The sequence below is a fragment of the Rhodoferax sp. RT5P35 genome (genome assembly GCF_056521385.1).
Window position 1 is genome coordinate 1 of the sequence record NZ_JBWMAX010000004.1, and the last position, 21,418, is coordinate 21,418.

Consider the following 21,418-nt stretch of genomic DNA (forward strand, 5'->3'; position numbering starts at 1 on the left):
CGGGTTGTATCTCTGGAAATCTCTGAATCTTTAAGCATGGTGTGCACGATCTGTTGCGTGCACACGATCTTGCGAGTGGAAAGGGCTCAGTTCAAGATGGGTTCGCCGGACGCTTACACACAACCGTTTGTGTAGCGAATTTAACGTAAGGCAGAAATTAAAAAACCCACACAAGGTGGGTTTTTTAATTCGTAATACCGAAGTACCACTGATTGGTTGCGCGAGTAGGATTTGAACCTACGACCTTTGGGTTATGAGCCCAACGAGCTACCAGGCTGCTCCATCGCGCGGTATTTTTCTATTATAGCAGCTTATGCTTGGTCTGCAGATATTTCTACAGCTTCTTTTACATCAGCACGGTCAACCAGTTCCACGAATGCCATAGGCGCATTGTCACCCACTCGGAAACCCATCTTCAAGATTCGGGTATAACCGCCTGGACGGGCTTTGAAATGGGGGCCCAGATCGTTAAACAACTTGGTCACGCTATCGCGGTCACGCAAACGATCAAAAGCTAGGCGGCGGTTAGCAACAGTCGCTTCTTTGGCCAAAGTGATCATAGGCTCGATCACACGACGCAGTTCCTTTGCTTTAGGCAAAGTAGTTTTGATGGCCTCGTGCTCAATCAGCGAGTTCATCATGTTGCGCAGCATAGCGAGGCGGTGCGAGCTGGTGCGGTTAAGTTTACGAAGTCCGTGTCCGTGGCGCATGGTGCATTCCTTTCAATTATTTTGACGCACAGCCGGATCAGGTACTGCGCGTTGCACGTGTCCTTTGCAGGACATTTTTAAGGACCAACGCAGCACCGAAGTGCTGCACCAGCCAAATTTCCAATTAACGCTTGTCCAAACCAGCCGGTGGCCAGCTTTCAAGCTTCATACCCAAGGTCAGACCGCGCGAAGCGAGAACTTCCTTGATTTCATTCAACGATTTGCGACCCAGATTAGGGGTCTTGAGCAGTTCATTTTCGGTGCGCTGGATCAGATCACCGATGTAATAAATGTTCTCGGCCTTCAGGCAGTTCGCGGAGCGAACCGTCAATTCCAGCTCATCCACAGGACGCAACAGAATCGGGTCAAACTGCGTGTTGCCACGCGGCGCGGGTTGTTCAAACACGCCGGCCAATTCACTGCCTTCCAACTGCGCAAATACTGCGAGCTGTTCAACAAGTATTTTAGCCGATGCGCGCACTGCGTCTTCTGCCGAGATCGCACCATTGGTTTCGATCTCCACCACCAGCTTGTCCAGGTCTGTACGCTGCTCAACGCGAGCGCTCTCGACGGTGTAGCTCACGCGCTTGACGGGCGAAAACGAAGCATCCAGCACAATACGGCCGATCGACTTGGTTTGCTCATCCGCATAGCGGCGCATACTTCCTGGAACATAACCGCGGCCCTTTTCGACCTTGATTTGCATGTCCAGCTTGCCGCCTTGCGACAAATGGGCAATCACGTGGTCTGGATTGATGATTTCAACGTCGTGCGGAGTCTGGATGTCAGCCGCAGTGACCACGCCATCGCCGTCTTTACGCAGGCTCAGGGTAACTTCATCGCGGTTGTGCAGTTTGAAAACAACGCCTTTGAGGTTCAACAAAATGTTCACAACATCTTCTTGAACACCGTCAATCGAAGAGTACTCATGCAGCACGCCTGCAATGGTCACTTCGGTTGCCGAGTAACCCACCATGGACGACAACAGTACGCGGCGTAGTGCATTACCCAATGTGTGCCCGTAACCGCGTTCAAACGGCTCCAACGCAACTTTCGCACGGTTGTGGCCCAGTTGCTCAACGTTGATGGCTTTGGGTTTCAGCAAATTAGTTTGCATGCATGCTTCCTCTCAATACCCCCAGCTCGTTACACCGGTAAGGCAAGTGTTGGTTCTAGACCGCAGTGCCCCGCAGCCTAGGAACAAAATCAAACGACAAATGCGAAATTAACGCGAATACAACTCAACGATTAGGGATTCGTTGACATCAGAAGCGAATTCATCGCGGTCCGGTACCTTCTTGAAAATACCTTCGGTCTTTTCAATGCTGACTTCCACCCAAGCTGGCAAGCCCACTTGTTGCGCCAATTGCAGGGCCTCAACAATACGGTTCTGCTTCTTCGACTTGTCACGAACAGCCACTACGTCACCGGTCTTAACCATGTACGAAGGTATATTCACACACTGCCCGTTCACCGTCATCGCCTTGTGCGACACCAACTGGCGTGCTTCAGCGCGCGTAGAGCCAAAGCCCATACGGTATACGACGTTGTCCAGCCGCGATTCCAACAGGAACAACAAATTGGCACCGGTATTACCCTTGCGGCGATCGGCTTCTTCAAAATAGCGGCGGAACTGACGCTCCAACACACCGTACATGCGCTTTACTTTTTGCTTTTCGCGCAGCTGCAAACCGAAGTCAGAAGTACGGGCACCGGAAGTGCGGCCGTGTTGACCTGGCTTGGAGTCGAATTTAGCCTTATCGCTGATCGAGCGACGGGCGCTTTTCAGGAAAAGATCAGTGCCTTCACGGCGGGAGAGTTTGGCCTTGGGACCGAGATAGCGTGCCACTTGAGCGTCCTTAAATATTATCTTCCACGCAGAAACGTAGGAGCCATCTGCACAATGCAGATGGCGGTGGGCTTATGAAGACCGAACCGAAATGAATTCCGGCGAGGTTAAATGCGACGACGCTTTTGAGGGCGGCAACCGTTGTGTGGAACGGGAGTCACATCTGCAATCGAGGTAATGCGGATACCGAGTGCACCCAAAGCGCGAACCGAAGATTCACGACCGGGACCCGGACCTTTGATTTCGACATCAAGATTCTTGATACCCTGTTCAATGGCGGCACGACCAGCCACTTCAGAAGCAACCTGGGCAGCAAATGGGGTCGATTTACGCGAACCCTTGAAACCCTGGCCACCGGAAGAAGCCCAAGACAACGCATTGCCTTGGCGATCAGTGATCGTGATGATTGTATTGTTGAATGATGCGTGCACGTGCGCAACACCGTCAGACACGTTCTTGCGAACCTTCTTACGTACGCGCTGCGATGCGTTGCTTTGCTGAGCTTTTGCCATAGTGATCTCTCAATCCCTTTATTTCTTCAATGAAGCTGCAGCCTTGCGCGGTCCCTTGCGGGTGCGTGCGTTGGTACGCGTACGCTGACCACGCATCGGCAAACCGCGACGGTGGCGGAAACCACGGTAGCAGCCGATGTCCATCAATCGCTTGATGTTCATCGTGGTTTCTCTACGCAAATCGCCTTCAATGGTGAAGAGAGCGATTTGGTCGCGGATCTTTTCCAGATCTGCATCGGTCAAGTCTTTGACTTTCTTGGAATATGCAATGTCGCAAGCTTCGCAAATCTTGCGAGCGCGGGTGCGACCGATGCCGAAAATAGCGGTCAAGCCGATTTCGGAATGCTTTTGCGGCGGAATATTAATACCAGCGATACGTGCCATGTGCGTCCTCTAAAACTTTTCTATCAACCTTGACGCTGTTTGTGGCGTGGATCTGTACAGATCACACGAACCACGCCCTTACGCCGGATGACTTTGCAGTTGCGGCAAATTTTCTTAACCGAAGCTGAAACTCTCATTAAATTCTCCTAAAACTCTGAATACCGTGCGATTGAATTCTCTGGAACAAAACACCAGAACCCACGACCAACTTATCACCTACCAATTACGCATTGGCAGAAGACTTGAAGTTAGCCTTTTTCAGCAATGACTCATACTGTTGAGACATCATGTAGTTTTGAACCTGGGCCATGAAATCCATTGTCACCACCACAATAATGAGCAGCGACGTTCCACCAAAATTAAATGGCACGTTGTATTTCAAGACCAATATTTCCGGAACTAAACATACAAAGGTGATGTATACAGCACCTGCCAAAGTCAACCTAAGCAATATCTTGTCGATATAACGGGCGGTTTGCTCACCTGGGCGAATGCCAGGAATAAACGCACCGCTTTTCTTCAGGTTGTCTGCTGTTTCACGGCTGTTAAATACCAAGGCCGTGTAGAAAAAGCAGAAGAATACAATGGCACTGGCATAAAACAACACGTACACCGGCTGTCCAGGACTCAGCATCCCTGCAACGTCTTTCAACCAGCGCAACGATTCAGAAGCGCTAAACCAATTCACAACTGTTGCAGGCAACAAGATAATGGATGAAGCAAAGATCGGAGGAATCACACCAGCCATGTTGAGCTTCAAAGGCAAGTGCGAAGACTGTCCGCCGTATACCTTATTACCCACCTGCCGCCGTGCGTAATTCACCAGAATCTTTCTTTGACCGCGCTCAACGAACACGACAAAGTAAGTAACCAAGGCAACCACTGCAACAATAAAGATGGAGGCGATGATGCTCATTGCACCGGTGCGCACCAACTCCAGCAAACCACCGATGGAGCCCGGCAATCCAGCCGCGATACCGGCGAAAATCAGTATGGAAATTCCATTACCCAAACCGCGCTCTGTAATTTGCTCACCCAACCACATCAGAAACATGGTTCCAGCAGTCAAACTGACAACCGCTGTCATCCGGAAACCGAATCCAGGAGACAACACCAAGCCCGGCGAACTCTCCAGGCCCGTAGCAATCACCAGTGACTGAAACAACGCGAGGCCTAACGTGCCATAGCGTGTGTACTGGGTAATTTTGCGACGACCGGATTCGCCCTCCTTCTTCATCTGTTCAAACATCGGGACTACATAACCCATCAATTGCATGATGATGGAGGCCGAAATGTAAGGCATGATGCCCAAGGCGAAGACTGTGAAACGAGACAGCGCGCCGCCAGAAAACATATTGAACAAACTCAATATGCCGCCTTGTTGGCCCTTGAAAAGCTGCTGCAGTTGCGTTGCATCGATACCAGGCACAGGAATGTGTGCACCGACACGGTAGACAACCAGCGCGAGCAGCAAAAACACCAAGCGACGACGCAGGTCGCCGAACTTACCCGTCTTTGCGATTTGAGCGCTAGTTGCCACCGAACGTTTCCTTCAACAAAAACTTAAACCAGGCTGCCACCGGCGGCTTCAATAGCCGCCTTAGCTGCTGCCGTAGCACCAATACCCGTGAACTTGATCGCCTTGGTCAGTTCGCCGGTTTTGATGACCTTGATGACCTTAGCCATCTGAGAAATCAAACCTGCTTGCTTCAGTGCCAAACCGTCTACTTCAGACAAGCCCAGCTTTTCCAGCGCTTCCAGAGTGACTTCAGCGTTGTACTTCAGCAAATGCGACTTGAAACCACGCTTGGGCAAACGGCGTTGCATAGGCATTTGACCGCCTTCAAAACCGACCTTGTGGTAGCCGCCTGCACGGGATTTTTGACCCTTGTGGCCACGACCAGAGGTCTTGCCCAGGCCAGAGCCAATGCCGCGACCAACGCGACGCTTGGCGTGCTTTGCGCCCGCTGCGGGCTTAATGCCATTGAGTTCCATCGTCGATCCTTAGATGATTTTGACCAGATAACTGATCTTGTTGATCATGCCGCGGACTTCGGGCGTGTCTTGCAGTTCGCTTACGCTGCGAATCTTGCGCAGACCCAAGCCACGAACGGTTGCACGGTGCGATTCTTTGGTACCAATCGGGCTGCGAACCAGCGTCACTTTGAGTGTTTGTTGCGTTGTCATTTGGATAACCTTGCTCAGACGAAGATTTCTTCGACGTTTTTGCCGCGCTTGGCAGCAATGTCCGAAGGAGTGGTCGAATTACGCAATGCATCCAAGGTGGCACGCACCATGTTGTACGGGTTCGACGAACCATGGCTCTTGGCCACGATATCGGTGATACCCATCACTTCAAACACTGCGCGCATAGGGCCGCCTGCGATGATGCCGGTACCCTTGGGGGCCGGTGCCATCATCACGTTGGCTGCGCCATGTTGGCCAGTCACTTTGTGGAAAACGGAACCGTTTTTCAGTGTGACTTTCACCATGTTGCGGCGGGCTTCTTCCATCGCTTTTTGCACAGCAGCAGGCACTTCTTTCGACTTGCCCTTGCCCATGCCAACGCGACCCTCGCCGTCACCCACCACGGTCAAAGCTGCGAAACCAAGAATGCGGCCACCCTTGACCACCTTGGTAACGCGGTTGACCGCGATCATCTTTTCACGCAGGCCGTCTTCAGGCCCTTCAGCCTTACCCTGCATTTTTCCTTGAACTTTAGCCATGATTTATTCCGATCTGCTTAGAACTGCAAGCCAGCTTCGCGGGCAGCATCGGCAAGCGCTTTGACGCGTCCGTGGTACGCAAAACCTGAGCGATCAAACGCTACTTTTTCAACACCAGCAGCCTTTGCTTTTTCAGCAATCAGCTTGCCAATGGCTTGTGCTGCGGTGGTGTTGCCACCTTTGCCAGCACCACCTAGCTCTTTGCGCACAGCCGCTTCGGCGGTCGATGCGCTGGCCAGAATCTTGGCACCGTCGCCAGAAATAACACTGGCGTAGATGTGCAAGTTGGTACGGTTCACCGTCAGGCGTGCAACGCCCTGGGTTGCAATACGGATACGGGTTTGACGCGCACGGCGGAGACGCTGTTCTTTTTTGGTCAACATGTTGCGGCTCCTTATTTCTTCTTGGTTTCTTTGATCGTGATCTTCTCATCCGAATAACGGATGCCCTTGCCCTTGTAAGGCTCGGGAGGACGGATCGCACGAATCTCAGCAGCCACTTGGCCCACACGTTGGCGGTCCGCACCCTTGATCAGAATTTCCGTCGGGGTGGGGGTTGCCACGGTGATGCCAGCAGGCATGTCAATATTGACAGGATGGGAGTAACCCACAGCCAAGTTCAGCTTGGCACCTTGGGCGGCGGCCTTGTAACCCACGCCAACCAGGCTCAGCTTCTTCTCGAAACCCTTGGTCACACCGACGACCATGTTGTTCACCAGCTGTCGCATGGTGCCCGACATGGCATTGGCTTCGCGGGACTCATTGGCGGGGACAAACGTGAGTTTGCCAGCGTCATTGGTCACGGTAACCAGCGCATTTTGGGTCAACGACAGCGAACCGCCGGTGCCCTTGACATTAATTTGATCGTCCTTGATTGCTACATCCACACCAGCGGGGATAGCAACAGGCATTTTTCCTACGCGAGACATTTGCTAGTTCTCCTGCTTAAGCGACGTAGCACAAGACTTCGCCACCGATACCGGTTGCGCGGGCTTTGCGGTCCGTCATCACGCCTTGCGGAGTGGTAACAATTGCCACACCTAAGCCATTCATGACTTGTGGAATGGCGCCGTGGCCTTTGTAAACACGCAGGCCGGGACGGCTAACGCGCTCAATACGCTCGATCACAGGGCGACCGGCGTAATATTTCAAGGTAATTTCGAGTTCGCTTTTGCCAGCTTCGGTTTTCACCTGGAAGCCATCAATGTAGCCTTCGTCTTTCAAGACTTGGGCAATCGCGACCTTCACTTTGGATGAAGGAATCGATACAGTCGTTTTGGCCACCATTTGCGCGTTGCGGATGCGTGTCAGCAAGTCGGCGATGGGATCACTCATACTCATGTTTAGGTTCTCCTGCCTTACTTACCAGCTGGCCTTGACCATACCGGGGATGTCGCCAGCAAAAGCCAGTTCGCGAATTTTTGCGCGAGCCAAGCCAAACTGACGGAATGTTCCACGAGGACGACCCGTGATGGCGCAACGGTTACGTTGGCGCGTCGGGTTTGCATTGCGTGGAAGCTTTTGCAAAGCCAAGCGAGCCGCAGCACGCTCGTCGTCGGTCTTCTTGGCATCGGTCGAAATTGCTTTCAACTCTGCGTGTTTTGCTGCGTACTTGGCAACCAATTGGTCACGCTTGAGTTCACGCTGAATCAGAGCTTGTTTAGCCACACGTCACCTCAGTTCTTGAACGGAAAACGGAACCCGGCGAGCAGTGCTTTGCACTCTTCGTCATTCTTGGCCGTTGTCGTGATGCTGATATTGAGACCGCGCAAGGCATCGACCTTGTCGTACTCGATTTCAGGGAAAATGATCTGCTCTTTCACGCCAATGTTGTAGTTACCACGGCCATCGAAAGCACGACCAGAGATGCCGCGGAAGTCACGTACACGGGGCAGAGCCACGGTAACGAAACGGTCCAGGAACTCAAACATCTGCACGCCGCGCAAAGTCACCATGCAACCAATGGCCTGGCCTTCACGGATCTTGAAACCAGCGATAGCTTTCTTGGCCTTGGTCACCACAGGACGTTGGCCTGCAATCTTGGTCAAATCGGCAACCGCGTTGTCCATGACCTTCTTGTCGGATACCGCTTCGCTCACACCCATGTTCAGGGTGATCTTGGTGAAGCGTGGAACCTGCATCGGCGAGGTATAGCCAAACTTGGCCATCAGCTCGGGAGCGACTTTGTCGCGATAGAGTTGTTGTAGACGTGCCATGCTCATGCAACCTTGATTTCTTCGCCGCTAGACTTGTAAACGCGTGTGCGCTTGCCATCTGCCAGCAACTTGATTCCAACACGATCAGCCTTGCCGGTAGCCGCATTGAAGATGGCTACGTTGGACTGGTGAATGGGCATATTCTTTTCAATGATGCCGCCGGCCTCACCCTTCATGGGGTTGGGCTTAGCGTGCTTCTTGACCATGTTGATACCATCGACCAACACATACGAGTCATCTTTGCGCAGCGCCACGGTGCCGCGCTTACCCTTGTCGCGCCCGGTGAGCACAACGACTTGATCGCCTTTGCGAATTTTGTTCATGTTGCGTCCTTACAGAACTTCAGGAGCCAAGGACACGATCTTCATGAACTTTTCGGTACGCAATTCGCGCGTCACGGGTCCAAAGATGCGGGTGCCGATGGGCTCCAGCTTTGCATTGAGCAACACTGCTGCGTTGCCGTCGAATTTGACCAGCGAACCGTCTGCACGACGGATGCCTTTGGCCGTGCGCACCACCACTGCACTGTAGATCTCGCCTTTTTTGACGCGACCACGAGGAGCGGCTTCTTTGATACTCACTTTGATGACGTCGCCAACGCTAGCATAGCGACGCTTGGACCCGCCCAGCACCTTGATGCAGAGAACGGATTTCGCGCCAGTATTGTCGGCAACATCTAACCGGGATTCAGTTTGGATCATGTCTATGTTTTCCCAACTTGCATCAGTTGAGCCAGCTTGGAAGCTAACTCGCCTGATCAGTCTTGGGCCCGTCGTCCACGCTACAAACCACTCATAGCGCTTCCTTTGGGCAGAAGCATCGCTTTTTAGGAGCGAAGCCCTCGATTATGCAGAGTATTTGGCTATGCGTCAACACCCCACTAAGAAAAACCCGGTGTTGCCCCTATTCACGTGCAGCTAGCACGGCCAAAGCCACCTCTGCAAAGCCCACACCCCGCTCATAGTGGGTGATGTAGCGGGGTTTGCAGGCCATCTGCGCCTCAAACCGCCGTACATTGGCGACTCCAATACTGTTTGGCAAGGCCTCGAACATGCGCTGGTCATTGGTCGAGTCGCCTACGTAAGCCCATAGATCGCGCTCTGCGGCCAAGTCGCGGCCCAGCAAAGTCTGGACTATCCAGCACGCCCCCACCCATTTGTTATGCCCGCCAAACCAGCCATTGATGTGGATAGAGCTGACGGTAGCGTGCATGCCCTCAGATTGCAAAATGGCCACGACCAGGGCGATCTTGTCGGGTGGCAGGTGGGTGAATTCGCTGTGGTCGAAGGCGATATCGGTTTCGCGACCTGCCGAGTCTTCCGACAGCCGGGCCCCGGGCACTTCGGCCAGCACACGCTGCGCAACTTGTTGCATGCGCGCAAAGTTGCTGCGGCGCGTAGCGGCATCCTGGATATACAGTTTTGATAGCTGTCCATGCAGACAAAACGTGGGCTGGAGGCCTATTTGGCTTAAATTTTGTAGCGCCACAGCGCCGTTTTCTGCCACGATCGCATCAACCGGCCAGGTGCACGCGAAAGGTTCGCTCCAACCCACAGGGCGACCGGTAATGGCAATGACCACCAAACCCGCCGCCTTTAAATCTGCCAGGGCCTGCAGCGCGTCGGCGGTGATGGATCCATGGGTGGTCAGGGTGTCGTCGATGTCAGTCAGCACGCCCACCAAGCCGCGCCGCGCCACCAATGGCCATTGCGCCAGCGGCTTCACGCGGGCAGGGTCACATAGAGTTGCGCCAAAGCAACAAACGCATCGGTTTGCGGATCGACACCGGTTTCTTCTTGCAAGATTTCGGCCACAGCCGGAGCCAAACTGGCAGCCAACCGTGCGTCCAGGAACAACAGGCGGCTGCGGCGGGCCAGCACGTCTTCCACGGTGCGGGCGTATTCAAAGCGTGCCGCGAAACGCACCATGCCCTCAGTAACCCCGCCCCCCAGCCAACGGTCACCACCGGGCAAGGCCTGGACGAGAGCTTGCTCGGTACCGTAGGCGTGTAGACCAGGTGCGTCGCTGATCTTAGGACGCAGCGCATCCACAGCTGCACCGGCCCCCACCAATCGCAAGGTGGAAGTTGTGCCGGGCTTGCGCGGCTGCAGCAAATGCGCCTCGAAACATTTGTCCAACACATCCTCGGCCATAGCGCGGTACGTGGTCCACTTGCCGCCGGTCACGGTAACAAGGCCGCTTTTGCTGACCAGCACCGTGTGCTCGCGGCTGATGCCCTTGGTGTTGCCGCCATCGTCGTCCTGGGGCTTTACCAGCGGACGCAAGCCGACCCAGACGCTTTTCACATCAGCGCGCTGTGGGGCCCGGCTGAGATAGCGGGCGGATTCGCTCAAAATGAACTCCACCTCCTCCTTGAACGGCTGCGGCTCGCGGGCCAGGTCCTCACGCGGTGTGTCTGTGGTGCCCAGAATGACCTTGCCCAGCCACGGCACGGCAAACAGCACCCGGCCATCGGCCGTCTTGGGCACCAGCATGGCGTGGTCGCCGGGCAGAAACTCGCGGTCCACCACGATGTGCACGCCCTGGCTGGGGGCCACCATGGGTTTGGCCACCCGGCCCGTGGCTTCGCCGTCTTGCTGGCGGAACGCATCGACCCATACGCCCGTGGCATTCACCACGCAACTTGCCCGCAAGGTGATCTTGGCACCGGTTTCACGGTCTTCGCAGTGCACACCGGCGACCTTGCCGTCTTCATGCAGCAAACCGGTGGCGGCGCAGTAATTGACCACCACCGCACCGTAGGCGGCGGCCGTGCGGGCCAGCACCAGGGCCAAGCGCGCATCGTCGAACTGGCCATCCCAATACTTCACCCCGCCCTTGAGGCCGTGGGCCTGGACGGTAGGTAGGTACTGTAGGGTTTTATTGCGCCCTAAAAATTCTGTGGGCCCCAGGCCTGCCTTGCCCGCCAGTGCGTCATACATCTTCAAACCAATGCCGTAAAACGGCGTATCCAGCAACTTGTACGAGGGCATGACAAAAGCCAGCGGCTGGGCCAGGTGAGGCGCATTGTGCAGCAGCGTGGTGCGCTCGTGCAGCGCCTCGCGCACCAGGGCGATGTTGCCCTGGGCCAGATAGCGTACGCCGCCGTGCACCAGTTTGGTCGCCCGCGACGAGGTGCCTTTGGCAAAGTCATGCGACTCGACCAGGGCCACGCTGAATCCTCGTGCTGCAGCATCCAGCGCTACGCCCAGACCGGTGGCCCCGCCACCAATCACCACCACATCAAAGCGGGCGGGGGCGGTCAATTGCGCCATCAACGCAGAACGCTGGGTAGCCAGGGGTGGGGATGCGAGTGTCATAACCTAAATTTCACCAATCAAACAAGCCCACCAAGCGCGAAGCGTGCCGGGCCAAAAAAAAAGCCGCGTGCACAGAGTCCACGCGGCCAGACGCATACAACTTATGGCATCTGTGTTAACGCTCTCACGTTAACGGACCTTGCCATTCTTCCACGCGTTCAGCAGCGTGTCGTAGGCAATGGTTTCACCCTTGGGCTTTTCGTTCGCCAGCTTCTTCCAGGGAGCATGTGCATCGCTCAGGTACTTGTTCGGATCGCCCTTGGGGGTCAGCTTGGGGGCGCAATGGGCCATACCCGCACGTTCGAGGCGGGACATCACGTTGTCCATCTCGTCGGCCAGGTTGTCCATGGCTTTTTGCGGCGTCTTTTCACCCGTCACTGCCTCGGCCACGTTTTTCCACCACAGTTGCGCCAGCTTGGGGTAATCCGGCACGTTGGTACCGGTGGGGGTCCAGGCCACACGCGCCGGACTGCGGTAGAACTCAATCAAACCACCATATTTGTTGGCGTTCTGCGTAAAGTAGTCGGCGCGGATATCGCTGTCGCGGATGAAGGTCAGGCCGGTGATGGACTTCTTCAACGATACGGTCTTGCTGGTCACGAACTGGGCGTACAGCCAGGCAGCCGCCACTTTGTTGGCATCGTGGTCCTTGAAGAAGGTCCACGAACCCACGTCCTGGTAGCCGTTTTGCATGCCGGGCTTCCAGTACGGACCATTCGGGCCGGGGGCCATGCGCCATTTGGGCGTGCCATCGGCGTTCACCACGGGCAGGCCGGGTTTGACCATATCGGCGGTAAAGGCTGTGTACCAGAAGATTTGCTGGGCAATCTGGCCTTGCGCAGGCACCGGGCCCGACTCACCGAAAGTCATACCCATGGCTTCCTTGGGCGCGAACTTCTTCATCCAGTCGATGTACTTGGTCAAAGCATACACGGCTGCTGGCGAATTGGTGGCACCGCCGCGCGAAACCGATGCACCGACCGGTGTGCACTTGTCGTCGGCCACCTTGATGCCCCACTCATCAATCGGCATGCCGTTGGGAATACCTACGTCGGCCGCACCGGCCATGGACAGCCAGGCATCGGTGAAGCGCCAGCCCAGCGACGGGTCTTTTTTGCCGTAGTCCATGTGGCCATAGATAGGCTTGCCGTCGATGGTTTTAACGTCTTCACTGAAGAAGGCGGCGATGTCTTCGTAGGCGCTCCAGTTCAGTGGCACACCCAGGTCATAGCCATACTTGGCCTTAAACTTGTCCTTCAGGTCCTGGCGCGCGAACAGGTCGGCGCGGAACCAGTACAGGTTGGCAAACTGCTGGTCGGGCAGTTGGTACATTTTCTTGTCAGGCGCAGTGGTAAAGCTGGTGCCGATGAAGTCCTTCAGGTCCAGATCCGGGTTGGTGAACTCTTTACCGGTGCCTGTCATGTAATCCGACAGCGCCAGAATCTTGCCGTAGCGGTAGTGCGTGCCGATCAAGTCCGAATCCGAAATCCAGCCGTCGTAAATCGACTTGCCCGACTGCATCGAGGTCTGCAGTTTTTCGACGACATCGCCCTCCTGGATCACGTCGTGCTTGACCTTGATGCCGGTGATTTCTTCAAACGCCTTGGCCAGGGTTTTCGACTCGTATTCGTGGGTTGTCAGGGTCTCGGAAACCACCGAAATCTCTTTTACGCCCTTGGCTTGCAGCTTCTTGGCGGCATCCATGAACCACTTCATTTCAGCCGCTTGCTTATCCTTGCTCAAGGTCGAAGGCTGGAACTCGCTGTCGATCCACTTCTTGGCCGCCGCTTCATCGGCGAAAGCGTGGCCGGTCAGCGCGCAAACCGCTGCAATAGCCAGTATGGAATAACGCATCTTCATGTCTCGTCTCCTCATTGGTGTACCCCCATTTCGAAAAAAGGCTGCTCGGCTTTGGGGGAAATAAAAGCCGAATCCTGGAAACCAATTGCTTAACCTTTGCGCATGACCAGCGCCAAAACTGCCATGGACACCCCAAAGCTGATCCAGATCGACGGATCGCCGTCCAGTTGGAACCACTCGGCAAACTTGCCACTCAGGCCCACAAAAGCCAGATTCACATAGGCTGCGCTCAGCAAGCCAATGAACAGGCGGTCACCCCGGGTGGTTTCCATTGGCAAAAAGCCGCGCCGCAAGGTGGTGGGCGACTTGATCTCCCACACCGTCATACCCGCCAGCATCAGCGCGATGCAAATAAAAAACACTGCGACCGGCAAGGTCCACGCCATCCACTCAAACATACAAATCTCCTGTTAGACCTATCACACCCGCCCCATGGCGAATCCCTTGGCGATGTAGTTCCGCACAAACCAGATCACGATGGCACCTGGAACGATGGTCAGCACACCCGCCGCCGCCAGCGTGGCCCAGTCCATGCCGGATGCCGATACGGTGCGTGTCATGGTGGCCACGATGGGCTTGGCATTGACGCTGGTCAGGGTGCGGGCCAGCAGCAATTCGACCCAGCTGAACATGAAGCAGAAGAATGCCGCTACGCCCACACCGGCCTTGATCAGCGGCAGGAAGATGGTGAGGAAAAAGCGCGGAAAGGTGTAGCCGTCGATATACGCCGTCTCGTCGATCTCGCGCGGAATGCCGCTCATGAAGCCTTCCAAAATCCACACCGCCAGCGGCACGCTGAACAGCAAATGCGCCAGCGCTACGGCCAGGTGCGTGTCCATCAGACCCACCGTGGTGTAGAGCTGGAAAAACGGCAGCAAGAACACCGCAGGCGGGGTCATGCGGTTGGTCAGCAACCAGAAGAACACATGCTTGTCGCCCAGGAAGCTGTAGCGCGAAAACGCATACGCCGCAGGCAGGGACACGGTGAGGGTGATCACCATGTTCATGCTGACGTAGATCAGGCTGTTGATATAGCCCGAGTACCACGATGGATCGGTCAAGATGGTGTGGTAGTTGTCCCAGGTGAGATGCTGGGGAAACAGCGAAAAACTGGCCACGATTTCCTGGTTGGTCTTGAACGACATGTTGACCATCCAGTAGATGGGCAGCAGCGCGAAGAGGATGTAGGCGAACAGAAAGATCGTCCGCTTTTGAAACTTGGGTTTATTCATGGCCGCCTTCTTTTTCTTGGGTGCCTACCCGCTGCATCCAGTTGTACAAAATAAAGCACAGCAGCAGGATGATCAAAAAGTAGATCAATGAAAACGCTGCGGCTGGGCCCAGGTCAAACTGGCCCACCGCTTTTTGCGTCAGAAACTGCGACAGGAAGGTGGTGGCATTGCCGGGCCCGCCGCCCGTTAGCACAAAGGGCTCGGTATAGATCATGAAGCTGTCCATGAAGCGCAACAGCACGCCGATCATCAGTACGCCGCGCATCTTGGGCAGTTGGATGTAGCGGAACACAGCAAACTTGCTGGCCCCGTCGATCCGTGCGGCCTGGTAGTACGCATCGGGAATGGAGCGCAAGCCCGCATAGCCCAGCAAGGCCACCAACGGCGTCCAGTGCCACACATCCATTACCAGCACTGTCAACCAGGCGTGGGTCGCGTTGCCGGTGTAGCTGTAGTCAATACCCAACCACAGCAGCGTCGCTCCGAGCAGCCCGATGTCGGAGCGGCCAAAAATCTGCCAAATGGTGCCCACCACGTTCCAGGGGATCAACAGCGACAGGGACACAATCACCAGCACCACCGAAGCTTTCCAGCCATCGGCAGGCATGGACAAGGCCAGCAAAACACCCAGCGGCAGTTCCACCGCCAGTACCGACAGCGAAAAGGTCAGCTGGCGTAGCAGCGCGGCATGCAGCTCTTCGTCGCGCATCACCGCTACAAACCATTCGGTGCCCACGAACACGCGGCGCTCGGGCGAGATGATGTCTTGCACCGAATAGTTCACCACGGTCATCAGCGGAATGATGGCGGAAAACGCCACACAGACCAGCACCGGCAAGATCAAGAACCAGGCCTTCTGGTTCACAGGTTTAGTGGTAGTGCTCATCCAACGATTTCCTCATTTTGGTAGAAGCAGGTGTGCTCGCCGAGCACCTGCAACCAGACAACTTCGCCCACTGCGGGCAATTGGACTTCCGGGCTGAGCCGGGCTTTGAGCGCCTGGCCATCCACGGCGGCGGTCAGCATCACGTGGGTGCCCACGTCCTGGATCTTGGATACCGTGCACAGCAGGGCTCCCGGAGTCGCGGGCACTGCCAGCGACACGTATTCGGGCCGTACCCCCAGCTTGAGCGCACCCGTGGGTAAAGCGCGGGGCAGAAGCCATTGCGCACCGGCGACCTTCAGCGCATCGCCCGTCGCCTGCGCGGGCAGAAAGTTCATGCCGGGCGAGCCGATGAAGTTGCCTACAAAGGTGTGGCTGGGCCGCTCGAACAGCGCATCGGCTGAGCCCACCTGCACGGCACGGCCACGTGTCATCACCACCACCTGCTCGGCGAAGGTCAGCGCCTCCACCTGGTCGTGGGTCACGTAGATCAGCGTCAGCTTGAGTTCACGGTGGATCTGCTTGAGCTTGCGGCGCAGTTGCCACTTCAAGTGCGGGTCGATCACGGTCAGCGGCTCGTCAAATAGCACAGCCGATACGTCCGGCCGCACCAGGCCACGGCCTAGCGAAATCTTTTGCTTGGCATCTGCCGCCAGATTCGCCGCGCGCTGGTTCAGTTGGCCGCTCATCTCCAGCATCTCGGCAATCTCGCCCACGCGCTTGTCGATTTGCGCCTGCGGCACCTTGCGGTTGCGCAGCGGGAAGGCCAGGTTCTCCGCTACCGTCATGGTGTCGTAGATCACCGGGAACTGGAACACCTGGGCAATGTTGCGCTCTTGTGGTGATGCGCGGGTTACATCCACGCCGTCAAACAGCACGGTGCCCTGCGAGGGGGCCAGCAGGCCGGACATGATGTTCAGCATGGTAGTTTTGCCGCAGCCCGATGGGCCTAGCAAGGCATAGGCACCACCGTCGTTGAATGTCATCTTCAGCGGCAGCAGCGCGTAATCGCTGTCTTGCGTGGGGTTGGCGCGGTAAGCGTGCGCCAGATCGAGTTCAATGCGGGCCATTACGCAACTCCTCCAGCTTTCACGTTCCGCAAGGGGGCCAGCAGCAAAGCGCCCTGGGCATCAAACACATAGGCCTGGGTAGCGTGAAAGTACAAAGTCAAAGCCGTGCCCAGTTCAAAGTAATGCACACCCGTAAGCTGGGCGACCAGCTCACCGATAGGCGTGGAGACGTGCACAAAGGTGTCCGAGCCCGAAATCTCGGCCAGTTCGACATGCCCGTTCAACACCACGTCGCCAGGACGGGGCTGCACCCGCAGCGCACTCGCGCGCAAACCCACCGTCAAGCCCCCCGCCACCGTGGGCGGCAAGGTCAACGACAACAGCGGCCCAGCCTGCAGTTGTACGCCACCAGATGCGGTGTTAGCGACCACCAGATTCATCGGCGGGTCACTGAATGCCCGGGCCACACGCAGCGACTTGGGCTGGTGGAACACCTCTGCTGTAGGGCCGTACTGCAGCAACTCACCGGCATCCATCACCGCCGTATAGCCGCCCAGCAGCAAGGCTTCGCCCGGCTCGGTGGTGGCGTAGACCACGGTGGATTCACCGGCTGCAAACAGCGAGCTCAGCTCTTCGCGCAGCTCTTCGCGCAGCTTGTAATCAAGGTTGACCAGGGGCTCGTCCAGTAGCATCAGCGGAGCGGCTTTGGCCAGTGCGCGGGCCAAAGCCACGCGCTGTTGTTGCCCGCCCGACAGCTCGGCCGGATAACGGTCTAAAAACATTTCGATATGCAGCTTCTCGGCCAGTTCACGGACCCGCTGGTCCATGTTCTTTTCACCGCGCAGCTTCAGCGGCGAGGCGATGTTGTCGCGTACCTTGAGCGAGGGATAGTTGATGAACTGCTGGTAGACCATGGCCACATTGCGCTCGCGCACCGGCTGGCCCGTCACATCGACGCCGTCCACCTTGACCCGGCCGTGGGTCGGTACATCCAGACCCGCCATGATGCGCATCAGGCTGGTCTTGCCGGCCTGGGTGGCACCCAGCAGCACGGTGACCGCGCCAGGCTGGGGGGCAATACCCATCTCGTACAGCCACGTCTGCGCCCCCACCTTTTTGCTGATGCCTTCTAAGCTCAACTGCATCATGTTCCTTTACTAAAATTTACGCGAATCTTCGAATTTGATAATTATTGTTCGTTTACGTTTCTTTTTTCTTAGTAACAACCCTTGGTTGGTTCTTTGTCTTTCGTTTTAAAGTCGCTGTCACGACATCTACCCAAAACGAACATTTGTGAACCCCAACCCCCGACAACTGCTGTTACTGCAAGCCGTGCAAGCCCAGGGTTCCGTCACCGTGGACCAACTGGCGGAAAAACTGGGCGTCACCCTGCAAACGGTACGCCGCGACGTGCAGCGCATGGCCGACGACGGCCTGCTCACCCGCTTCCACGGCGGCGTGCGCGTACCCAGCTCCACCATAGAAAACATCGCCCACCCGCAGCGTGAAAACCTGCACGCCGAAGGCAAGGCCCGCATTGCCCGTGCCGTGGCCGCCGAGGTGCCCAACGACTGCTCGCTGATCCTCAACATCGGCACCACCACCGAGGCTATCGCCAAGGCCCTGATGCAACACAAGGGCCTGCGCGTCATCACCAACAACCTGAACGTGGCCACCATCCTGAGCGCCAACCCACACTGCGAAGTGATCATTGCGGGTGGCGTGGTGCGCGGCCGCGACCGCGGTGTGGTCGGCGAAGCTGCTATAGATTTCATACGGCAGTTCAAGGTGGACATTGCGCTGATCGGCATTTCGGCCATAGAAATAGACGGCACGCTACGCGACTTCGACTACCGCGAAGTCAAGGTCTCGCAGGCCATCATCCGCCACGCCCGCGAGGTCTGGCTGGCCGCCGATAGCAGCAAGTTCAACCGCCCGGCCATGGTTGAAGTGGCCACTCTGTCGCAAATCGACCGCCTATTTACCGACGCTCCCGTACCCGAGCCCTTTCCCGCCCTGCTGCGCGATGCCCAGGTGCGCAACCACATTGCGATTGACTAGACCCACCATGACCTACCTCCTCGCCCTCGACCAGGGCACCTCCAGTTCGCGCAGCATCGTCTTCCACGCCGACGGCCACATCGTCAGCCAGTCGCAGCTCGAACTGCCGCAGATCTTTCCGCAGCCCGGTTGGGTGGAGCACGACCCCATGGAGATCTGGCGCACCCAGCTCACCACCGCCCGTGCAGCCCTGGCCCAGGCTGGGCTGGCGGCCAAAGACATCCGTGCCATCGGCATCACCAACCAGCGCGAAACCACCGTGGTGTGGAACCGCGCCACCGGCCAACCCATCCACCACGCCATCGTGTGGCAAGACCGGCGCGCCGAGCCCACCTGCGTGCAACTGCGCGCCGATGGCCTGGCCGATGTGATACAGCGCAAAACCGGGCTGCTGGTGGATGCCTACTTCTCGGGTACCAAGCTCAAATGGCTGCTGGACCACGTACCCAACGCCCGCGTCCAGGCTGAGCGTGGCGAGCTGGCGTTTGGCACCATCGACAGCTGGCTGATGTGGCAGCTTACCGAGGGCGGGGTGCACGCCACCGACGTCAGCAACGCATCGCGCACCATGCTGTTCAACGTGCACACCAACCAGTGGGATGCCGAGCTGCTGGCCGCGCTGGACATTCCGGCCAGCCTGATGCCTGCCGTCAAACCCAGCAGTGCCATCTACGGCGAGATTAGCCCCGCCTTGCTGGGCCACGCCATCCCCATCGGCGGTGTGGCGGGCGACCAGCAAAGTGCGCTGTTCGGCCAGGCCTGCTTCAAGGCTGGCATGGCCAAAAACACCTACGGCACCGGCTGCTTCATGCTGATGCACACCGGCAGCACCTTCCAGACCTCGCACAACGGCCTGCTGACCACCAGCGCAGCCCAGCCGTCGGCGCAGCCCGAATTCGCCATCGAAGGCAGCGTATTCGTGGGCGGCGCGGTGGTGCAGTGGCTGCGCGACGGCCTCAAGGCCATCCCCAGCAGCAGCGAGGTGCAAAGCCTGGCCCAAAGCGTGCCCGACTCCGGCGGCGTGATGTTTGTGCCCGCCTTCACCGGACTGGGTGCACCCTACTGGAAGCCCGAGGCGCGCGGCAGCATCACCGGCCTGAGCCGTGGCACCACCCTGGCACACATCGCCCGCGCCGCGCTGGAGAGCATCGCCTACCAGAGCGCCGCCCTGCTGCTGGCCATGGGCCGCGACGCGGTGCAGGCCGGGGGCATGCCCGTGGCCGAGCTGCGGGTAGACGGCGGCGCCTGCGTGAACGACTTGCTGATGCAGTTCCAGGCCGATCTGCTGGGCATCCCGGTAATCCGCCCGGCGGTGACCGAAACCACCGCCCTGGGGGCCTCCTACCTGGCCGGGCTGGCGGTGGGCGTGTACCGCAACACCGATGAGTTGGCCGCGCTGTGGCGGGCCGAGCGGCGCTTTCTGCCCACGCTGGGCACACAACGTGCTACGGAATTGATGGCACGCTGGGAGCACGCGGTACGGCAGACGGTTTTGGAGTGAGCTCTTAGTTCACAAAAAAAAGACACTAGAGGGTAAACCCTAGGAAAGTACTGGCACATGACTAGGGTTAACCCCATAATTCACTCCAACGTCAACCCGATGTTTAGGAGTAAACACCATGTCCACCAATACCCTGCAACTGACCCGCGCCAACAATGCCCCTGTCAGTTCTGCCCTGCAAGAACTTTTTACCGCTGCCACCAACCTGGTTGCCGCCGTATCCGCCACGCTGTTCAAAACCGCTGCGCCACGCGCACTGACTGTGTTCGAAGAAGCCGAACAAGTCCGCATGATGGCCGAGTCTTACGCCGACAGCGACCGTGGCTTTGCCGCCGACCTGTTTGCCGCAGCCGACCGCCACGAATTGGCCAACGGCGCGAAATAACTGGGCTCACCCCCAGGCTACAGAGCTTCGCTTCTTTCGCCAACCCCCTTGCAGGGGGCGATACCAGTGGCCCGGCAAAGCCGGTTCCACGGTATCTTTGGTGAGAGAAAGGCCTGTATTTAGCGTTGGGTTAGCCTGGCGCGAAACCATTCGTTCTACCAAAAAAGGAGGCCTGCCTCCTTTTTTATTTGCTATACTATTAATAGCTAATAGCGCATACATAACATGCGCTAGAGCCACATTTAGCTAATATATCTGGGCACGTCATCCCAGATGTGTGTGCCGCACCGGCGAGGCCTCCAGCTCCATGGCTGCAAGCCCTTGCAGAATGCCGCAGGCATCCACCGCCTGGTCCGCGCTACAGCGCTGGCGCAGGGCCGCCAACTGCAGCTTCAGTTGCGCCAGTTCCCGAATCCTCTCGTCCACATGGGCGATGTGCTGGTCAAACACCGCGTTGACCGCGCTGCAATCTTCGGCGGGCCCATCGGCCAGCGCCAGCAGAGAGTGGATTTCCGCATGGCTCATGTCCAGTGCCCGGCAATTGCGGATCAGCCGCAGCCGCTCCACATGCGCCGGGCCGTAGATCCGGAAGTTGCCCGCGGTGCGGGCGGGCGTGGGCAACAGCCCTTCCTTCTCGTAATACCGCACTGTCTCCACCGTGCACTGGGCCACTTGCGCCAATTCGCCTATCTTCATAAGGTCTTCCCCAAATAGCAGTTGACTCTATAGTAGCTTCAGGTTGCCTAATGGACACAGCCTGCATCCAGAAA

Annotated in this window: 29 protein-coding genes and 1 tRNA gene; 3 read left to right on the forward strand and 27 right to left on the reverse strand. The window is 57.2% G+C overall.

Annotated features, from left to right (window positions below):
- Positions 1 to 213: 213 nt before the first annotated feature.
- From AC097L_RS06590 to AC097L_RS06715, 26 genes are all read right to left on the reverse strand, one after another.
- A tRNA-Met gene (locus AC097L_RS06590) sits at positions 214 to 290 on the reverse strand.
- 21 nt (positions 291 to 311) lie between these two features.
- Positions 312 to 710, reverse strand: coding sequence for a 50S ribosomal protein L17 (gene rplQ, locus AC097L_RS06595; RefSeq protein ID WP_315191949.1), 399 nt, complete (start codon positions 708 to 710; stop codon positions 312 to 314).
- Between the two features lie 124 nt (positions 711 to 834).
- Complete coding sequence (locus AC097L_RS06600; protein ID WP_295959425.1) at positions 835 to 1,827, reverse strand: DNA-directed RNA polymerase subunit alpha; 993 nt, start codon at positions 1,825 to 1,827, stop codon at positions 835 to 837.
- Between the two features lie 108 nt (positions 1,828 to 1,935).
- Complete coding sequence (gene rpsD, locus AC097L_RS06605) at positions 1,936 to 2,559, reverse strand: 30S ribosomal protein S4 (protein WP_295959421.1); 624 nt, start codon at positions 2,557 to 2,559, stop codon at positions 1,936 to 1,938.
- Positions 2,560 to 2,666: 107 nt separating this feature from the next.
- Positions 2,667 to 3,071 carry a 30S ribosomal protein S11 gene (gene rpsK / locus AC097L_RS06610; RefSeq protein WP_092757621.1) on the reverse strand — a complete coding sequence of 135 codons (405 nt, stop codon included), beginning with the start codon at positions 3,069 to 3,071 and terminating at the stop codon, positions 2,667 to 2,669.
- Between the two features lie 18 nt (positions 3,072 to 3,089).
- The gene (rpsM, locus tag AC097L_RS06615; RefSeq protein ID WP_295959417.1) at positions 3,090 to 3,455 is read right to left on the reverse strand and encodes a 30S ribosomal protein S13; all 366 of its coding nucleotides are present in this window, start codon (positions 3,453 to 3,455) and stop codon (positions 3,090 to 3,092) included.
- 23 nt (positions 3,456 to 3,478) lie between these two features.
- Complete coding sequence (rpmJ, locus tag AC097L_RS06620) at positions 3,479 to 3,592, reverse strand: 50S ribosomal protein L36 (RefSeq protein ID WP_028820150.1); 114 nt, start codon at positions 3,590 to 3,592, stop codon at positions 3,479 to 3,481.
- 86 nt (positions 3,593 to 3,678) lie between these two features.
- Positions 3,679 to 4,995 (reverse strand): preprotein translocase subunit SecY, encoded by a 1,317-nt coding sequence (secY, locus tag AC097L_RS06625; RefSeq protein ID WP_295959414.1) that lies wholly within the window; start codon positions 4,993 to 4,995, stop codon positions 3,679 to 3,681.
- Positions 4,996 to 5,018: 23 nt separating this feature from the next.
- Positions 5,019 to 5,450, reverse strand: a complete 432-nt coding sequence (rplO, locus tag AC097L_RS06630; protein WP_479585479.1) for a 50S ribosomal protein L15 — start codon at positions 5,448 to 5,450, stop codon at positions 5,019 to 5,021.
- A gap of 9 nt (positions 5,451 to 5,459) precedes the next feature.
- Positions 5,460 to 5,642 (reverse strand): 50S ribosomal protein L30, encoded by a 183-nt coding sequence (gene rpmD / locus AC097L_RS06635; RefSeq protein ID WP_092757618.1) that lies wholly within the window; start codon positions 5,640 to 5,642, stop codon positions 5,460 to 5,462.
- A 14-nt stretch (positions 5,643 to 5,656) separates the two neighbouring features.
- Positions 5,657 to 6,181 (reverse strand): 30S ribosomal protein S5, encoded by a 525-nt coding sequence (gene rpsE, locus AC097L_RS06640; RefSeq protein ID WP_092757617.1) that lies wholly within the window; start codon positions 6,179 to 6,181, stop codon positions 5,657 to 5,659.
- Positions 6,182 to 6,198: 17 nt separating this feature from the next.
- Positions 6,199 to 6,564, reverse strand: a complete 366-nt coding sequence (rplR, locus tag AC097L_RS06645; RefSeq protein WP_295959407.1) for a 50S ribosomal protein L18 — start codon at positions 6,562 to 6,564, stop codon at positions 6,199 to 6,201.
- 11 nt (positions 6,565 to 6,575) lie between these two features.
- Positions 6,576 to 7,109, reverse strand: a complete 534-nt coding sequence (gene rplF / locus AC097L_RS06650; protein WP_315191933.1) for a 50S ribosomal protein L6 — start codon at positions 7,107 to 7,109, stop codon at positions 6,576 to 6,578.
- A gap of 16 nt (positions 7,110 to 7,125) precedes the next feature.
- Entirely contained in the window at positions 7,126 to 7,521 is a 396-nt protein-coding gene (rpsH, locus tag AC097L_RS06655; RefSeq protein WP_295959402.1) for a 30S ribosomal protein S8, read from the reverse strand.
- A 21-nt stretch (positions 7,522 to 7,542) separates the two neighbouring features.
- Positions 7,543 to 7,848: a 30S ribosomal protein S14 gene (gene rpsN, locus AC097L_RS06660; RefSeq protein ID WP_295959399.1), complete on the reverse strand. Its 306-nt coding sequence runs from the start codon at positions 7,846 to 7,848 to the stop codon at positions 7,543 to 7,545.
- Between the two features lie 8 nt (positions 7,849 to 7,856).
- Positions 7,857 to 8,396 (reverse strand): 50S ribosomal protein L5, encoded by a 540-nt coding sequence (gene rplE, locus AC097L_RS06665; RefSeq protein WP_315192382.1) that lies wholly within the window; start codon positions 8,394 to 8,396, stop codon positions 7,857 to 7,859.
- Between the two features lie 2 nt (positions 8,397 to 8,398).
- On the reverse strand, positions 8,399 to 8,719 hold the full coding sequence (gene rplX, locus AC097L_RS06670; protein ID WP_479585480.1) for a 50S ribosomal protein L24: 321 nt from the start codon (positions 8,717 to 8,719) through the stop codon (positions 8,399 to 8,401).
- Between the two features lie 9 nt (positions 8,720 to 8,728).
- Positions 8,729 to 9,097 (reverse strand): 50S ribosomal protein L14, encoded by a 369-nt coding sequence (gene rplN / locus AC097L_RS06675; RefSeq protein ID WP_068674584.1) that lies wholly within the window; start codon positions 9,095 to 9,097, stop codon positions 8,729 to 8,731.
- Between the two features lie 202 nt (positions 9,098 to 9,299).
- Positions 9,300 to 10,121 (reverse strand): HAD-IIB family hydrolase, encoded by an 822-nt coding sequence (locus AC097L_RS06680; RefSeq protein ID WP_479585481.1) that lies wholly within the window; start codon positions 10,119 to 10,121, stop codon positions 9,300 to 9,302.
- Positions 10,118 to 11,716: a glycerol-3-phosphate dehydrogenase/oxidase gene (locus tag AC097L_RS06685; RefSeq protein ID WP_479585482.1), complete on the reverse strand. Its 1,599-nt coding sequence runs from the start codon at positions 11,714 to 11,716 to the stop codon at positions 10,118 to 10,120. The genes AC097L_RS06680 and AC097L_RS06685 overlap by 4 nt, the downstream gene beginning before the upstream one ends.
- Before the next feature lie 129 nt (positions 11,717 to 11,845).
- The gene (locus AC097L_RS06690; protein ID WP_479585483.1) at positions 11,846 to 13,576 is read right to left on the reverse strand and encodes an ABC transporter substrate-binding protein; all 1,731 of its coding nucleotides are present in this window, start codon (positions 13,574 to 13,576) and stop codon (positions 11,846 to 11,848) included.
- Between the two features lie 89 nt (positions 13,577 to 13,665).
- Positions 13,666 to 13,974, reverse strand: coding sequence for a DUF2160 domain-containing protein (locus AC097L_RS06695; protein ID WP_479585484.1), 309 nt, complete (start codon positions 13,972 to 13,974; stop codon positions 13,666 to 13,668).
- 21 nt (positions 13,975 to 13,995) lie between these two features.
- Complete coding sequence (locus tag AC097L_RS06700) at positions 13,996 to 14,808, reverse strand: carbohydrate ABC transporter permease (protein ID WP_479585485.1); 813 nt, start codon at positions 14,806 to 14,808, stop codon at positions 13,996 to 13,998.
- The gene (locus tag AC097L_RS06705; protein ID WP_479585486.1) at positions 14,801 to 15,694 is read right to left on the reverse strand and encodes a carbohydrate ABC transporter permease; all 894 of its coding nucleotides are present in this window, start codon (positions 15,692 to 15,694) and stop codon (positions 14,801 to 14,803) included. The genes AC097L_RS06700 and AC097L_RS06705 overlap by 8 nt, the downstream gene beginning before the upstream one ends.
- Positions 15,691 to 16,761 (reverse strand): ABC transporter ATP-binding protein, encoded by a 1,071-nt coding sequence (locus AC097L_RS06710; protein ID WP_479585487.1) that lies wholly within the window; start codon positions 16,759 to 16,761, stop codon positions 15,691 to 15,693. Before AC097L_RS06710 ends, AC097L_RS06705 begins: the two co-directional genes overlap by 4 nt.
- Positions 16,761 to 17,846, reverse strand: coding sequence for an ABC transporter ATP-binding protein (locus tag AC097L_RS06715; RefSeq protein ID WP_479585488.1), 1,086 nt, complete (start codon positions 17,844 to 17,846; stop codon positions 16,761 to 16,763). Before AC097L_RS06715 ends, AC097L_RS06710 begins: the two co-directional genes overlap by 1 nt.
- A 148-nt stretch (positions 17,847 to 17,994) precedes the next feature.
- Here AC097L_RS06715 and AC097L_RS06720 point away from each other — a divergent pair, with 148 nt between their 5' ends.
- The 3 genes from AC097L_RS06720 to AC097L_RS06730 all read left to right on the forward strand — a co-directional run bounded on the left by AC097L_RS06720 (position 17,995) and on the right by AC097L_RS06730 (position 20,648).
- On the forward strand, positions 17,995 to 18,762 hold the full coding sequence (locus AC097L_RS06720; RefSeq protein ID WP_479585489.1) for a DeoR/GlpR family DNA-binding transcription regulator: 768 nt from the start codon (positions 17,995 to 17,997) through the stop codon (positions 18,760 to 18,762).
- A gap of 7 nt (positions 18,763 to 18,769) precedes the next feature.
- Positions 18,770 to 20,263, forward strand: coding sequence for a glycerol kinase GlpK (gene glpK, locus AC097L_RS06725; protein ID WP_479585490.1), 1,494 nt, complete (start codon positions 18,770 to 18,772; stop codon positions 20,261 to 20,263).
- Between the two features lie 118 nt (positions 20,264 to 20,381).
- Entirely contained in the window at positions 20,382 to 20,648 is a 267-nt protein-coding gene (locus tag AC097L_RS06730) for a hypothetical protein (RefSeq protein WP_479585491.1), read from the forward strand.
- A gap of 264 nt (positions 20,649 to 20,912) precedes the next feature.
- On the opposite strand, the gene cadR is transcribed toward AC097L_RS06730, so the two are convergent.
- The gene (gene cadR / locus AC097L_RS06735) at positions 20,913 to 21,344 is read right to left on the reverse strand and encodes a Cd(II)/Pb(II)-responsive transcriptional regulator (protein ID WP_479585492.1); all 432 of its coding nucleotides are present in this window, start codon (positions 21,342 to 21,344) and stop codon (positions 20,913 to 20,915) included.
- Positions 21,345 to 21,418: the final 74 nt, after the last annotated feature.